Below are 15542 nucleotides of genomic sequence, written 5' to 3' on the forward strand. Positions count from 1 at the left end.
TGGTTTCGTCTTTCCTGGGATGGCCATGTTCCGACGATTCCTGTCCGTGATTGCAGTCTGCCTCTGCCTGACGGGCCCCTTCGTGGCGCCCTCTTCATTGGGAGCCATGCCCCCGAATGAAGGAGGGCCGGAGGATCCCGGCAATCCAAGCAATCCCTCCTCCCCGGCGCCCGTGGGCGAGACGCCCCAGATGAGCCGGATCATCGCAGTGGGAGCGGGATCCGTGGATGCCGTCAGCGGCAACCTCCATCTGGGCATTCCCCTGGGGCCTCGGCTCCCGGGCCGCATTCCTCTGGGGTTTTTCTGGACCCACGATGTGAGCAAGACTCCGGACGAAAGCGCTCGAAATGGCGGAGAGCTCCGTCCCGTCGTCTGGCCGAGCCTCTACCTGAACGACGGCTTCCTCCAACTAACCGTGGGGCTCCAGGGAGATTCCGTGGTGTTCTACCGGGGCATCGATCCCGGCCGACTGCCCTCTTCCGCCGCCCTGCTTCAGGCCATGGCCGACCGGAAGGTTCAGGTCGTTCCCCCCGTCGAAGCCCCGGCCGGATATCAACTGGTCCAGGCCGGGCCCTTCGTCATCCGGGAAGTGCTCCCCACCAGCGACGAAAGCCGCATCCTCGTCGTGTTCGGCTACCAGTCGACCCTCCGGGCGGCCAATGGAGCCACCACCACTGCTTTTCTCGGAAGCGGTGCGTGCATCCTGAGCGGCGCGGACGCGATCTGGTTCCAGGAGGGCGGAGGTACCGTTCCCCAGAACCATGTCATGTCCCACTTCACCAACCGATGGGGAGACCACGTCCAGGTGGATGAGGCCTATTCCAGTCTCGCCGCGGGATTCTCCGCGCTCCAGTCCATCCAGATCCGGGACATGGTCCAGACCGGGGTCAGTTTGACCCTCCAGCTGACACCAACCTCGAGCGTCTGGACCTCCTCCAAAGTGCATTACAGCTATCCCGCCGGACAGGTGGTGAAGACGACCTATCCTTGGCTAACCGGTTTCGACGGTTCCATCCGCATCACCAATACGCTCGGCCTGCCCGAAGTTCGACTTGCGGGAGCGTTCTATTCGCAGCAGCGATTTCTGCCCTGGCGGGACCCTTGGGGGCCCAATTTCAATGCGTTCGCCACCCCGCCTCCCCCAGTACCCGAAGGAAAATGGGATTCCGGTTTCAATCCCACCGACATCACCACCGCGGCCTCGGATGGAACCTCGCGCGCCCTCCGGATGGTCTGGCAGGAGATCTATCAGAACTGGCCGCAGGCGCCCGTGGAGATCCACCATCCCAGCGGCCTCGTCGAGACCTTCGCCTACGGGCAGGTCAGCAACCTCTCGTCCCTGAGCTTTTCCCGGTGGGACGGAAGGTGGACGGGCTTCCGGAGTTCGGTAATGGACAGGAGCACCCTCCCGGCCAGCTTCGAACCCCTCACCGAATGCCGCCTGGGAGTCACCCAGGTCCGGCGTTGGGACAGCGGGGGCAGCGCCGGACAGGGCATCCGGATCCTCCGGATCCGCCCCACCTGGCGGATCACGAGCCCGGCAGGGACCACGCCCATCGTGTGGGCCTGCACGGAGACGAGGAACCTCACGGCCATCCTGGATTACCCCACCGCCGATCCGGCGGGACCCTTCCGAGCACTCCGCATCACGCACCCCACCTTCAACGCCGCCTACGAGGGCCAGGTGGACTCCCGCCAGGGTTTCCTGTTCGCCATATCGGCGGCGCTCTCCAGCGAATGGCTCACCGGGACCGGGGTTCCCTCCTCTCCCCTGGATCTGGGGAATCAGGTTTACCAAGTCGCCGTCCATGACGGCTTCGACCTCTCGAGCTGGGCCAATCCTTTGGGCGCGCTCACGGGAGGGCTGCCCACCAATGCGGTGGCGCGGCGCACCAGGACGTATGCGAAGGATCTCCCCACACGCACCACGGTGATGGGCAACCCCAACGTCTCCGGGGCATCGGACACCTACGGCCCCGTGCTCACCGAGGAATCCACCAGCGCGACCCAGACCTTGCCCAGTGCTGACGGCACCGCCGTTCCGATCTGGAGCGGATCGCTTCCCTCAGAGGAACCTTCCCAGTCCATCCGGCGCCGCGGACGCATCCAGCGGAGTTTCGATGTGCCCTTGATGCGGCTGCTGCTGTCGACGGATCAGAAGACCCTGGACGGTGCGGGGCTTCCGACGCTGCGGTTCTCGGCGCCGAACGGGCAGGGCGGAGCCCAGGCGCCATCGGCCGGGATCGCCTCGGCGGATTTCGGGACGACGACGTACGCCTATGATGCGTTGGGCCGGATTTCGAGCCAGAAGGGGGACCGGGGCGGGTTCACGGCGGAGGAGCAGCGGAGCTATGTGGACGGGCTGCCGCTGCTGCGGGAGACCACCCAGAATGCCCTGACGGGGCCCGGCGGGCCCTACTACCCCAATCCTGACAATTCCGGCATGGTGGCCGGAAAGGTCTACACCTGGGCGGACACGCACGTCCAGGGAGGTCCCTCCACGGTGAGGGACAAGATCGACGGGCGGACGGAGTCGTTCCAGTACGACGACCTGGGCCGGGAGACGGGCCACACGGACGTCCTGGGCATCACCACCACCACGAGCTACGACGCCTGGGGACGGAAGTCGCAGGTGACGCGCCTGGCGCGGGGCGGTGTGGGCGCGGTCACCACCGACTACGCCTACGACGTGAACGGGACGTGGAAGGACGAGACCCTCACCGCGGATGGCAGGAGCCTCCGCACCCGGACGAACCTGGACGCCTTCGGGCGGGCGGTGAAGGTCACGGCCTACGACGCCAATGGAATCCAGGCCACGTCGCAGAGCTTCGGCTACGACGGGTTCGGGCAGAAGGTCCGCCAGAGCCCCGTCCTGACAAGGACCCAGGCTTCCTGGGGAAACGAGACCTGGGCCTACGACGGCCAGGGGCGGATGACGGACCACTGGGACGCCCAGGGACGGCTGCTCCAGCATGTGACCCTTCAACCCACCTGGACCACGATCGGCGGAATCACGGCGGTATGGACCACGATCCAGGACGACCGGGGCTTCACCCGGTCGGAGGCGGTGGACCTGCTGGGGCAGAAGCGGGCGGTGATCGACCAGGCGGGCCAGCTGAGCGAGTCCTTCTACGACCAGGACGGCCACCTGATCCAGACCCTGCAGGGCAACCAGCAGCGGAGCTACACCTACAACGCCATGGGGTGGCTGACCAGCCGGACGGAGCCCGAGGAGGGGACGACGGTCTATTCGAAGTTCACCCAGGCCGGAGCGCCGCTGGTGGTCCAGCAGTACGGCCGGAGCGGGGGGAGCGTCCGGAATGCCTTCAGCACGGTCCTGAACGACCAGCTCCTGCCGGCGATCCAGAGCGCCTCCGGACCCGAGGGAAGCGTGGTGCGGACCCTGACCTATGACCCCGCCACGCGGCTGCTGACGGCGCTCCAGGAGACCCAGCCCAACGGGACCCTGACGGAGGCCTACGGCTACGACGACCTGTTCCGCGTTTCCAGCAAGACCGTCTCCGACGGCGCCCAGAGTTTCAATGTCAACCGCGCCTTTGATGCGGCGGGACGGGTGACGAGCCTCACCTATCCCGCCGCCGCCGGCCGCCGGGACGTGGTGGGCTACACCTACGACGTCCTGGGTCGGATGTCGGCGGTGACGGTGAACGGAGAGACCCGACCCCGGGGATCGATGGTCTACGACCAGGTCTCGGACACCTCCGTCAGCCAGGTGCTGACCTACGGGAACAACGCCTGGACCACCAGTCGGGCCGATCGCGGGGAATTGGCCCAGGTGACCCACGTCGCGCCCGCGGGCACGTTGGAAGACCATACGATGGCCTGGACCCCCGGGGGCCTGCTGACGCGCCGGGGGACGGACACCTTCGGCTACGACGCCCTCCAGCGGCTGAGTTCCGCCCACGTGCTCAACCCCCAGACGGGAACGTATGTGGACCAGGGCTTCAGTTACGACCGCTACGGAAACCGCACGTCCAGCACCACCACGGCCCCCGCGGGCACCCTTCCGGCCACGTCCGAAGCCCTCACCTGGACCGCCGCCTACGGCAGCAGCAACGACCTGCCCGCCACTGTGGCCGCCGTGGGCGGGAGCCTCGCCACCGGCGCCCTCTACGACGACCTGGGGCGGATGAAGCAGGCGTGGACCACGCCGGGGCAGGCCGCCACCCAGACCGCGTGGACCTACGATCCCTCGGGGAGGATCGTCAAGGAGAACGGGACCAGCTACCTGCTGGATGCGGAAGGCCTGAGGTTCAGACGGTCGAAGGTGGATGGATCGGTCAATTACACGGTCTATGGCTTCAACCGGGAACCACTCATCACATTCTCAAATGCATTCCCTGGTGATTCAGGAAGCGCGCAGATAATCAATCAATCGGGGGCTGCGGGGGGCCCCACCTTTACAACGCATGGGGGAAGCAAGGCCCTTCGCATTTGGCATAAGCAGGGAACCAACTGCAGCCTTGGGAGGTCCCTTGGAACCTTTTCAGCCGGCGATGTGGTTACCGCGACGGTTTGGTTTATGGCCCCTCCAGGCGTGCATGGCCAGGTGTTTCTGGGGGATGATGACGGGAACGACCGCTACGACAACTTTGAACAAACAGCAGTGATGGGGAATGGCCAGTGGCAGTGCATCACCCTCACTCACACCATGACCCATCCGGACGTGATGGCGATCTACCTCTATGGAGATCGTGACGGCACGACCAGCGACTCTGTCAGCGTGATTTACGACGACGTGTCTGTATCCAGTGCCCTCCAGGGTCTTGTTATGAACGACAGTTTCGAATCCGGATTGGGCTCCTGGCCAAACGGAGCTGGACAGCTTTGTGAGCTGGTCACGGCTTCCACGGCCACAACCTACAATGGAAGCAAGGCCCTTCGGATTTGGCACAAGCAGGGAACCAATTGCAGCCTTGGGAGACCTCTGGGGACCTTTGCAGCCGGGGATGTCGTCACCGCGGCGGTTTGGTTTATGGCCCCTCCAGGCGTACATGGCCAGGTGTTTCTGGGGGATGATGACGGGAACGACCGCTACGACAACTTTGAACAAACAGCGGTAATGGGGAATGGCCAGTGGCAGCGCATCACGCTCACCCACACCATGACCCATGCGGATCTGATGGCGATCTACCTCTATGGAGATCGTGACGGCACGACCAGCGACTCTGTCAGCGTGATTTACGACGACGTGTCTGTATCCAGTGCCCTCCAGGGTCTTGTTATGAACGACAGTTTCGAATCCGGATTGGGCTCCTGGCCAAACGGAGCTGGACAGCTTTGTGAGCTGGTCACGGCTTCCACGGCCACAACCTACAATGGAAGCAAGGCCCTTCGGATTTGGCACAAGCAGGGAACCAATTGCAGCCTTGGGAGACCTCTGGGGACCTTTGCAGCCGGGGATGTCGTCACCGCGGCGGTTTGGTTTATGGCCCCTCCAGGCGTACATGGCCAGGTGTTTCTGGGGGATGATGACGGGAACGACCGCTACGACAACTTTGAACAAACAGCGGTAATGGGGAATGGCCAGTGGCAGCGCATCACGCTCACCCACACCATGACCCATGCGGATCTGATGGCGATCTACCTCTATGGAGACCGTGACGGGACAACCAGCGACTCCGTCAGCGTGATTTACGATGACGTGTCCGTATCCAGTGCGCTGCAGGGTCTTGTTATGAATGACAGTTTCGAATCCGGATTGGGCTCCTGGCCCAATACAGCAGGTCAGCTCAATGAAATTGTTCAAGCAACCAATCTCCTTTGGCAGCGATCCATGATCTACGGCTTCGGTCAGCTCCTCAGCGAGAGCCGGCCGGATGGGGTGATCTACATCCAGGGGGATCAGGTGGGGAGTCCCAACGTGATCACGAATGCCAGCGGGGTTCTCGTGAACCGGACGAAGAACCTGCCCTTCGGGGAACGACTGGTGGACGGGTTGCCCAACGCGCCCAAGAGCCTGCGGCGGTTCACCAACCACGAGGAGGACCCGGATTCCAACGCGATCTACATGCAGGCAAGGACCTACCTCGCAGGCTACGGGAAGTTCGCCCAGGTCGATCCCGCCTACGACCAGACCAAGGAGGATCCCGAGACCTGGAACCTCTACAATTACGTTACGAACAACCCCGTCACCAAGACTGATCCCGATGGCCGAATGACCTCCCAAGGCGCCATGCTCGCTTCGACAGGTTCTTACATGGACAACGACGGGCATGTGCATTTCGCGGAGGACATGCTGAGTGGGGCTGCGCAGCAGGCAACCATAGCCACCGAGCCTCCACAGCAACGCACGACCACAACGGCAGGGGGGAATCAGGGAACCTCAGCGGGAACGACGGGAGGAACCGCTACTCCTGTGGAGGCTCAGGGACCAGTGGCTCGGACAAGAACCGATGCCTTGGTGAGTTCGATTCCAGTTGAAGTAAAACGAGCGATTCAGAAATCTCTAGATGCCAGTAACTCACCCACAGCCGATGACAAAACTGGACGGTTTCACGAAGAAGGGGGGCAATGGGGCAAAGGCGTTGATGGCAATGTCCTCATTTACCCAGCCGTTCCAGGGAAGGTCAGTAAGCCGGGCGATAAGGAAGCCAATGTTGACTCTGGTCAAGCTGTTGATCAGGAAGGAAAAAATAACAATTTAGCTACGACAGATGGTAAGTGGCACATTCATCCGGCAGGAGATGGCTTAAACGGGAAGCGAGGTTTTTTTCAAGGACCCAGTTCAGGAGATTTGAATAGACCTGCCGATGAGTTCTTGCCCACGAATATTGTTGTGGGTGCCGCGAGCCGTAGAGTCTACTTCTATGATGCTAAGGGCGTAATAGCAGACGTAAGCTTGAGTGACTTCATGAAGGGGGTGAACTGATGAAAGCTCGAATCACGATTTTGATAGCCCTATGTATCCTATCTCCAACTCGCTCACTCTGGGGAGTGGAGAAGAAAGGAATGGACCATATTCCAATTATTTCTTCTGCCAAACTACCCATTTATCCTGCTAATGCTCGAATCGCGAATATTAGTGGCATCGTTAAGGTGAGGGTCTCTACTGATGGCATTTCTGTGGCGAAGGTCACCTCGCTTGAGGGCCCGCCAATGCTTGTAGGTGCTGTAAAAGATATGATTTCTGAATGGAAATTCCTTCAACACGAACCTGCGGAGTTCACCGTTACGATCCAGTATCTTCTAACGACATGTCCGGTTCGCGTTAGTGATGTCGTTGTCTTCGATTTAGAAAAGAAGATTGTAATTAAGGGAGTTCGAACGAAAGCCTAGGTGGATTGAAGATTTCTTCTCTATCCAACCTCTCAGAGGACGGAATAAACCTACATCCTGACGGCCTACAACGATACGGGCTCCTCCACGGCGCAGGTGACGGTCACCGTGGACGAGGGAACCCTACCGCCGGGAAACCCCTCCACGGGGCATAACCTGATCTACGGGTTCGACCAACTCATCAGCGAAAACCGTTCGGATGGGGTGATCTACATCCAGGGGGATCAGGTGGGCAGCCCCAACCTGATCACGAATGCCAGCGGGGTTCTCGTGAACCGGACCAAGAACCTGCCCTTCGGGGAACGGCTGGTGGACGGGTTGCCCGGCGCGCCCAAGAGCCTGCGGCGGTTCACCAACCACGAGGAGGACCCCGATTCCAACGCGATCTACATGCAGGCAAGGACCTACCTCGCAGGCTACGGCAAGTTCGCCCAAGTGGATCCCGCTTACGACCAGACCAAGGACGATCCTGAAACGTGGAACCTCTACAATTACGTCACGAACAATCCTGTCACCAAGACTGATCCCGATGGGCGAATGACCTCCCAAGGCGCCATGCTCCTTTCCACGGGTTCCTACATGGACAAGGATGGCCACGTGCATTTCGCGGAGGACATGGTTAGTGGAGCTGCACAGCAATCGAAGGCGGCCACCGAGCCTCCCGAGCAACGCACGACCGTGACGGCGGAGGGGAATCAAGGAACTGCCGGCGGAGCGCAAGGAGGGGGTGGTACTCCCATAGAAGCGCAGAGGCCGTCAGTGGAAACGGGCGGAATCCCAGCCCTGACATCTGAACAACAGAATGGGACGAAAGATGTCCTTAGCGGTTCCGGGGCCCTGATGAAGAACGGGACCCCTCCACTCCAGCCGAGCCCAGATCAGGACGTGGTGACTCTCGTGAGTCGCCCGGTTGATACAACTGGAATGGGGGGAGTGAAGGGTTTAGTTGTGGGGATGTTCGAGCACTCCGGGACGGTGATTCAGACAAAAACCGGAGATTACGTGGTGCAATCGGGGCCTGCTCAGGATGGATCGGGGCAGAATCTGGCCAATGTACAGCGTTTTGATTCAGGCAAGGGAGTATCTACCTTTGCGCAGGGTGGGCAGGTGACAATTGTTGCCAAATGGTTTGTCTCATCGGGTAGCATTACGCCTGCAATGGTGAATGGGTTGGTTAAACAATGGAACGGAATGAACCACCCCTATAACGCTCAAAATGGGAGTACCACCTGCAATACATTCTCCAGGTGGTTTGAGGGGAGGCTTGGGCTTCAAGTCCCCTCTAACACTTCCTTCTGGATGCGTGGGTGGAATACGGTGATTCCATGAGAGGAGCGGTCATGCACTTGAAGTTGATAGCTGCGATAGTTTTTGCGGCAAGTGGAGTTGAGATGAATGCACAACAGGCTCTATTGCTAGATAGTTGGAGTGCTATTGCGTACAAAAACTTCAAAATCTCGTCCATAGAATTAAAGGTATCTAATGATGAGAAGACATTTCTATATGACGGACAAACCTACCCTTATAGTGGGCAGGCTTACTGGGCCATGGTGGAGAACAATCGGAAGAAATTCAATGTTCTCGACCACATCAGGGTGGAGAAGGGAAAGCTCTTTTTCGATGGGGTTGTGATGGATGTGGGAGGTCCCGTCGAACAGATCTATCAAGCCTTGAGTTGGGGAGACTCCATCGCTTGTTTGGGATACATTCCACATACCCCGAAGGCATGGTGGGAGCCTAAAAAGGCGCATGCGATCTTCGTGTTCTCTCCAACGGAAAAGCAGGGGAGTTACTTGGGACTGACACTTGCAGGCAAGGTCAATTACCAACTCACATTGATTGACCCTGTTGAAAAAGGGGAATGATCCCACTTGAAAGAAGTAACCATTGACCCTCTAGCTTTCCCCCGGCACCTACGTAGCCATGTTCCTGGGCAACGACAGCGGCCCGAACACCTATGACAACGCCACTTGGATCGCGGTCCGAGGCAACGGGGAATGGCAGCAGATCACGCTCAGCCAGCGGATGACCCACGCGGACAATATGGTGGTGGCCGTCTACGCGGAGACCTCGTGGATGCCCTCCAGCGGCACGGCCACGGAGGCGGACAGCGTCCTCTACGAGGATGTCGTGGCGGCCAGCATCCAGCGAGGCGTGGTGCTGCAGGAAGGTTTCAAGAACGGGATCGAGGCCTGGGGAACGGCCGGGCAGCCTGTGGAGGTGGCGACCGCCTCCATCGGAGGCTCCATCCTGATGGCCGCCGAAAGCACGGCCACCAGCAAGGGCGTCGCCGTTGTCGCGGGAGGGAAGACGGATCTCTCGAAGAAGCCCGGGGAGGGCATCGAGATGGCGCTGGGGCACTCGACGCCGTGGATTTCTCTCACGGCAGAGCCTTCCACGATCCGGCCCGCAGGAAGCGCGGTCCTCACCTGCGACGTGATCAACGCGACCTATTCCGAGCTGTCGGAGTATGGCGCCTTGGGCTATTCCGACGACGAGCTGATCGAATACGTCACGGTGAGGCCCAGCACCACGACCACCTACATCCTGACGGCCTACAACGACGCGGGGTCCTCGACGGCGCAGGTGACGGTCACCGTGGACGACGGAACCCCGCCGCCGGGAACTCCCTCCACGGGGCACAACCTGATCTACGGGTTCGGCCAGCTCATCAGCGAGAGCCGTCCGGATGGGGTGATCTACATTCAGGGAGACCAAGTCGGGAGCCCCAACCTGATCACGAATGCCAGCGGGGTTCTCGTGAACCGGACGAAGAACCTGCCCTTCGGGGAACGACTGATGGACGGGCTGCCCGGCGCGCCCAAGAGCCTGCGGCGGTTCACCAACCACGAGGAGGACCCGGATTCCAACGCGATCTACATGCAGGCGAGAACCTATCTGGCCGGCTACGGCAAGTTCGCCCAGGTGGATCCCGCCTACGACCAGACCAAGGATGATCCTGAAACGTGGAACCTCTACAATTATCAACGAGGCCCGCAAAAGCGGGCCTCGTTGATTGGTGAGCGGCATTGAAACCTCGAACTACATCCCCTCCACAATCCAATTCAAAGTCCCGCTCGGCCGCATGGCTTTGGCGGTTTTGGTCTTGTCGGGGTGGTAGTAGCCGCCCATGTCGACGGGCTGGCCCTGGGCGGCGATCAGTTCGGCGGTGATGCCGGCTTCGTGGTCGGCGAGCTGCTGAGCGACGGCGGTGAAGCGGGCGCGGAGGTCGGGGTCCTTGATCTGGGCGGCGAGGGCCTCGGCCCAGTAGAGGGCGAGGTAGAAGTGGCTGCCGCGGTTGTCGATCTGACCCACTTTGCGGGCGGGGGACTTGTCGTTGTCCAGGAACCGCGCGATGGCCTGGTCCAGGGTCTCGGCGAGGACGGCGGCCTTGGCGTTCCCGAAGGTGGTGGCCAGGTGCTCCAGGGAGGCGGCGAAGGCGGAGAACTCGCCCAGGGAATCCCAGCGGAGGTAGCCCTCCTTCTGGAACTGCTGGACGTGCTTGGGGGCGGAGCCGCCGGCGCCGGTCTCGAACAGCCCGCCGCCGCCCAGGAGGGGGACGATGGACAGCATCTTGGCGCTGGTTCCCAGCTCGATGATGGGGAACAGGTCCGTGAGGTAGTCGCGCAGGACGTTGCCGGTGACGGAAATGGTGTCCTTGCCCGCGCGGATCCGCTCGCAGGACACCTTCATCGCTTCCACGGGAGACAGGATGCGGATGTCCAGATCCTTCGTGTCGTGGTCCTTCAGGTAGGTCTCCACCTTCGCGATGAGCTGGGCGTCGTGGGCCCGGGCCTTGTCCAGCCAGAAGATGGCAGGCGCGCCGGTCAGGCGGGCGCGGGTGACGGCGAGGCGCACCCAGTCGCGGATGGGGGCGTCCTTGGCCTGGCACATCCGGAAGATGTCGCCGGCCTCAACCTTCTGCTGGAGCAGGACGGTGCCTGCCTCGTCCACGACGCGGATCACGCCCTCCGCGGCGGCGATGAAGGTCTTGTCGTGGGAGCCGTACTCTTCGGCCTTCTGGGCCATCAGGCCTACGTTGGGGACGCTGCCGATGGTGGCGGGATCGAAGGCGCCGTGCTTCCGGCAATCGTCCATGACGGCGCGGTACATCGTGGCGTAGCAGCGGTCGGGGATCAGGGCGAGGGTGTCGTGCAGCTTGCCGTCGGTGCCCCACATCTTGCCGGAATCGCGCACCACCACGGGCATGGAGGCATCCACGATGATGTCGTTGGGCACGTGCAGGTTCGTGATGCCCTTGTCCGAGTCCACCATGGCCAGGGCGGGGCGGGCGGCGTAGACGGCCTGGAGGTCGGCCTCGATCGCGGCGCGCTGGGCTTCGGGCAGGGCCTGGATCTTGGCGTAGAGGTCGCCCAGCCCGTTGTTGGGGTTGACGCCCAGCTCGCGGAACGTGGCGGCGTGCTTGGTGAAGACGTCCTGGAAGAACACCGACACCGCATGGCCGAACATGACGGGGTCCGAGACCTTCATCATGGTGGCCTTGAGGTGCAGGGACAGCAGCAGCCCTTCCTTCTTCGCGGCGTCGATCTGGGCGGCGTAGAAGGCGCGCAGGGCCTTGGCGCTCATGACGGAGCTGTCGATGATCTCGCCCGCGAGGAGGGCGGTCTTCTCCTTGAGGACCTTCGCGGCGCCGTCGGCGCCCACGAATTCGATCCGGACGGTGGTGGCGGCCGGAACCGTGGTGGAGGTCTCGCTGCCGTAGAAGTCGCCACCGTCCATGTGGGCCACGCGGGATTTGGAGTCGGGGCTCCACGCGCCCATCTTGTGCGGGTGCTTCTTCGCGTAGTTCTTGACGGAAAGCGGGGCGCGGCGGTCGGAGTTCCCTTCGCGCAGCACGGGGTTCACGGCGCTGCCGAGGACCTTGGCGTAGCGGGCCTGGATGGCGCGCTCGGCGTCGTGCCGGGGCTGCTCGGGATAGTCGGGAATGGCGTAGCCCTGCTCCTGCAGCTCGCGGATGGCGGCCTTCAGCTGGGGGATGGACGCGCTGATGTTGGGGAGCTTGATGATGTTGGCTTCCGGCCGCAGGGCCAGCGCCCCAAGGAGGCCGAGGTTGTCGGGGATGTGCTGGGCCTCGGTCAGGTTCTCGGGGAACGTCGCCAGGATGCGGCCCGCGAGGGAGATGTCGGAGGTCTCGACGGCGATGCCGGTGCCCTTGGTGAAGGCCTGGATGATGGGAAGCAGCGAATAGGTCGCCAGGGCCGGCGCTTCGTCGATCTCGGTCCAGATGATCTTCCAGGGGGTCATGGGCTCTCCTTGGTGGCCGTCCCCGGGGCCCGCCCGGAAAGGGCCGATGGCTGGATCACTGCTTCCGGCGGCGGGGAATCAAGGCAGGCTCCCACGGCCAAAGCCTTGCCGCAAGCGGGTTTCAGCGGGACAACGGAGATTTGGGACTTCGGTCACGGAGCGGATTTCAGCCCGCCACCGCCAGGGCCGAGCCGGAAGCGGCCTTCACGGCGCCGCGGGCCACGGTGAAATCCATTCGGCCGAGGTTCACCCCGCCGAAGCCCACCTGGAAGATCAGGGTCTCCCCCTGGGCCTGGGGCAGCCGCTTGGGCTCGTCCATGAAGGTGTGGCTGTGGCCGCCGATGACCACGTCCACGCCCGGCACCGCGGCCGGCAGGCGCAGGTCGTCGTGGGCGGCGTCCTTCAGGTCGAGGCCGAGGTGGGAGAGGACCACCACCAGGTCCACCTTCTCCCGCTCGCGGAGGCGCTTCACGATCGGCTTCAGGCTTTCGTAGGGATCCTTCCATACGACGCCCTCGTGGTTCTTGGGCGCCACCAGGCCGGTGAAGGCCACGCCCACGCCCGTGATCCCCACCTTCACGCCCGGAAACTGGCGGATCACGTAGGGCTGCAGCCGCTTCTGGAGGGCCAGAGCCCCCGTGCAGTCGAAGTTGCAGTTCACGAACTGCACCGGCGGGTGGGCGTGCTTGAGCTTCTCCATGGATTCCATGGCTTCCACCAGCAGCGGGACGCCGTTGTCGAAATCGTGGTTCCCCAGCGTGCCCGCGTCGTAGCCCACCATGCGCATCAGCTGGTAGTCCAGGCGGCCCTTGTAGCGGTTGAAGTAGGGCGTTCCCTGGAAGGTGTCGCCCGCGTCCAGCAGCAGGACCGGCCCGAGCTGGGCGCGGAGCTGCTTCACCAGCGTGGCGCGGCGGGCCACGCCGCCCTTGCCGCTGATGGCGCCGTTGCCGGGACCGAAGGGCTCGATCCGGGAGTGGGTGTCGTTGGTGTGCAGGAGGGTGATCCGCCCGGCGGCCGGGCCTTCCGACGCCCGCAGGGGCACCCGGGAGGCGAGAGCGGCGGCGCCGAGGGAAGCGAGGAAATCGCGGCGGTCCATGGGAGCCTCTACCGGAGCTGAAGGGTCTTGTCGCGGATGGCGTCCTGGATGGGCGCCGGCACGTCGTAGCGGCCCGGGGCGGGAGCCTGGAGCGGCTGCTTCGCCTTGTCCAGCTCCGCGCACCGGTCCAGGAGGAGCTGCCGGAGGGTGAGGCCGGTGGTGAAGGGCTTGCGCCCCTTCCGCAGGGTGGGAATGGTGTCGCCCCCGCCGTACAGGTAGTCGCTGGTGGCCACCTTCACCACCGCGGCGGGATCGATGGGCCGCCCGTCCTCCCAGGTGACTGTCAGCACCGCCTTGTCGGCGGGGCCTTCGAACTTCGCCTTGACCCCGGAGGAGGGCTCGCCCCCGCGCCGCAGCAGGCCTTCCTTCACCACCTGGACCACCTCGGCGCCCGTGAGCTCGACCACCACCAGCTCGTTCTCGAAGGGCATCACCTCGAAGATGTCGCCCACCTTGAGCTTGCCCGGTCGGAGGTTGGCCCGGAGCCCGCCGGAATTGGTGATGGCGAAGGCCACCGGGGCCCCCACCGCGGTTTCCGCCGCGCGCCGCATCACGTCCGCCACCCAGTAGCCCAGCAGGTTCTCCTCGCCGCGGCGCCCGCGGGCGAGGCCATCCGGCGCCTGGACCAGGGGCTGGTCGAAGCTGGCCTTGATCTCCGCCGCCAGCGGCGCGATGACCTTTCCGATCTCGGGATCGTCGGGAATGGCTTCGGTGACGGGAAGCACCTCCGCCTTGGCGGGCTTCACCCCCTGGGCCGCCAGCGGAAGGGAAAGGAGGGAGACGAACAGGGCGCTAAAGAATTTGGACGTCACGGGACTCTTCTTTCAGGGTGGCGCGGGCGGTTCGCACGGCGGCGTCGTGGACCCAGAACAGGGCGGAAGCGCGGAGCAGCCAGCCCATCAGCCAGGCGTTGAGGACCGTGGCCAGGAGCTGCAGGCCCAGCAGCGCCGTCACGCGGAGCGTCGTTCCGCCACCCAGCCGCCAGGCCAGCAGCAGGACCAGGAAGGGAAGAAGGGAGCGCACGGCCGCGCCGCCCACGCACACGGCGCCCCACTGGATGGGGTGCGTCCACAGACGGAGGAAACTGTCCTTCAGATGGGCGCGGTAGCCTCGCGAAAGGCCCGCGGCCCGGCCCAGGCGGCAGAACCACCACTGGAGGTTGAGGGCCGCCGCGGCGCCCATCGCGAACAGGGGTACGCCAATGAGGGCGCTCCAGCCCAGCCCGTCGATGCCCATCTCCCCCAGCCAGCGCAGGGCCGCGATGCCGCCCCAGGCCACGAGTCCCAGGGGCAGGAGGCCGACGAGCAGGGTGTCCAGCGCTCCGAGGAGCCACGCGCGGAGGGTCGCCTTGCCGCCCGCGGTCTCCGCCTGCATCCGCCAGCCGCACCACAGGACGATGACGATGCCGAGTCCCAGGAGATGGACCGTGGGCGAACTCGCCGCGCGGTGGCGCAGCCCGCCGTTCTCCCAGAGTTCCCAGATGTCCCGGGCGCTGATCCCCTCGCCCCAGTGGCTGGGCAGGGCGCTCCACCGGACGGCATGGCGCAGGTGGCCGGCCCAGCCCAGGGTGGGTCCCAGGAGGACCAGCACCCACCCGGCGATCAGGCCCCACCCCCAGCGGGTGAACCCGCCGGGCAGGGCGGCCCGGAGGAAAGACCAGGGCGCCCGAGGGGTCAGGGCCTCCTCGGCGTGAATGGTGGTCGGGCGTTCCTCGATCATCTGCGTCCGCAAGCAACCCTTCATCAAACCACACTTGACAGGCCCCGCGCCGGTGGGGTTTCATCGCTTCCATGCCGCTGTCCCTCCCGTTCCCCAGCCGGGGCCTCCGTTCCGAGGTCTGGTTCTGGCGCATGGGCTCGGACGGCTCCTCCGGCGAGGCCTG

General features: G+C 63.6%; 9 protein-coding genes. 5 read left to right on the forward strand and 4 right to left on the reverse strand.

Translation table 11 applies throughout. The annotated features are described in order from the left end of the window. Positions 1-25: 25 nt before the first annotated feature. The 5 genes from RAH39_RS07035 to RAH39_RS07055 all read left to right on the forward strand — a co-directional run bounded on the left by RAH39_RS07035 (position 26) and on the right by RAH39_RS07055 (position 10332). On the forward strand, positions 26-6892 hold the full coding sequence (locus tag RAH39_RS07035) for a carbohydrate binding domain-containing protein (RefSeq protein WP_306589370.1): 6867 nt from the start codon (positions 26-28) through the stop codon (positions 6890-6892). Continuing rightward, positions 6892-7299, forward strand: a complete 408-nt coding sequence (locus RAH39_RS07040) for an energy transducer TonB (protein WP_306589372.1) — start codon at positions 6892-6894, stop codon at positions 7297-7299. Before RAH39_RS07035 ends, RAH39_RS07040 begins: the two co-directional genes overlap by 1 nt. 204 nt (positions 7300-7503) lie before the next feature. After that, a complete protein-coding gene (locus RAH39_RS07045) occupies positions 7504-8628 on the forward strand; it encodes an RHS repeat-associated core domain-containing protein (protein ID WP_306589373.1) in 1125 nt (374 codons plus the stop codon). Between the two features lie 11 nt (positions 8629-8639). Next, positions 8640-9164, forward strand: coding sequence for a hypothetical protein (locus RAH39_RS07050; RefSeq protein WP_306589374.1), 525 nt, complete (start codon positions 8640-8642; stop codon positions 9162-9164). Positions 9165-9222: 58 nt separating this feature from the next. Continuing rightward, the gene (locus tag RAH39_RS07055; protein WP_306589375.1) at positions 9223-10332 is read left to right on the forward strand and encodes a hypothetical protein; all 1110 of its coding nucleotides are present in this window, start codon (positions 9223-9225) and stop codon (positions 10330-10332) included. A gap of 9 nt (positions 10333-10341) precedes the next feature. Here RAH39_RS07055 and RAH39_RS07060 read toward each other — a convergent pair whose 3' ends face one another. The 4 genes from RAH39_RS07060 to RAH39_RS07075 form a co-directional block, all read right to left on the reverse strand. After that, entirely contained in the window at positions 10342-12564 is a 2223-nt protein-coding gene (locus tag RAH39_RS07060; RefSeq protein WP_306589376.1) for an NADP-dependent isocitrate dehydrogenase, read from the reverse strand. Between the two features lie 166 nt (positions 12565-12730). Then, positions 12731-13660 carry a bifunctional metallophosphatase/5'-nucleotidase gene (locus RAH39_RS07065; protein ID WP_306589377.1) on the reverse strand — a complete coding sequence of 310 codons (930 nt, stop codon included), beginning with the start codon at positions 13658-13660 and terminating at the stop codon, positions 12731-12733. 8 nt (positions 13661-13668) lie between these two features. Next, positions 13669-14472, reverse strand: coding sequence for a 5'-nucleotidase C-terminal domain-containing protein (locus tag RAH39_RS07070; RefSeq protein WP_306589378.1), 804 nt, complete (start codon positions 14470-14472; stop codon positions 13669-13671). Continuing rightward, entirely contained in the window at positions 14453-15391 is a 939-nt protein-coding gene (locus RAH39_RS07075) for a hypothetical protein (RefSeq protein ID WP_306589379.1), read from the reverse strand. Before RAH39_RS07075 ends, RAH39_RS07070 begins: the two co-directional genes overlap by 20 nt. Positions 15392-15542 lie beyond the last annotated feature (151 nt).

This window comes from Geothrix sp. 21YS21S-4, assembly GCF_030845995.1.
GTDB lineage: Bacteria > Acidobacteriota > Holophagae > Holophagales > Holophagaceae > Geothrix.

What these genes read in the sequence shown, in the direction of transcription:
- RAH39_RS07050 (WP_306589374.1), top strand. Translation starts at nt 8,640, where the DNA reads ATGCACTTGAAGTTGATAGCTGCGATAGTTTTTGCGGCAAGTGGAGTT.
- RAH39_RS07035 (WP_306589370.1), top strand. Translation starts at nt 26, where the DNA reads ATGTTCCGACGATTCCTGTCCGTGATTGCAGTCTGCCTCTGCCTGACG.
- RAH39_RS07065 (WP_306589377.1), bottom strand. Translation starts at nt 13,660, where the DNA reads ATGGACCGCCGCGATTTCCTCGCTTCCCTCGGCGCCGCCGCTCTCGCC.
- RAH39_RS07055 (WP_306589375.1), top strand. Translation starts at nt 9,223, where the DNA reads ATGTTCCTGGGCAACGACAGCGGCCCGAACACCTATGACAACGCCACT.
- RAH39_RS07060 (WP_306589376.1), bottom strand. Translation starts at nt 12,564, where the DNA reads ATGACCCCCTGGAAGATCATCTGGACCGAGATCGACGAAGCGCCGGCC.
- RAH39_RS07040 (WP_306589372.1), top strand. Translation starts at nt 6,892, where the DNA reads ATGAAAGCTCGAATCACGATTTTGATAGCCCTATGTATCCTATCTCCA.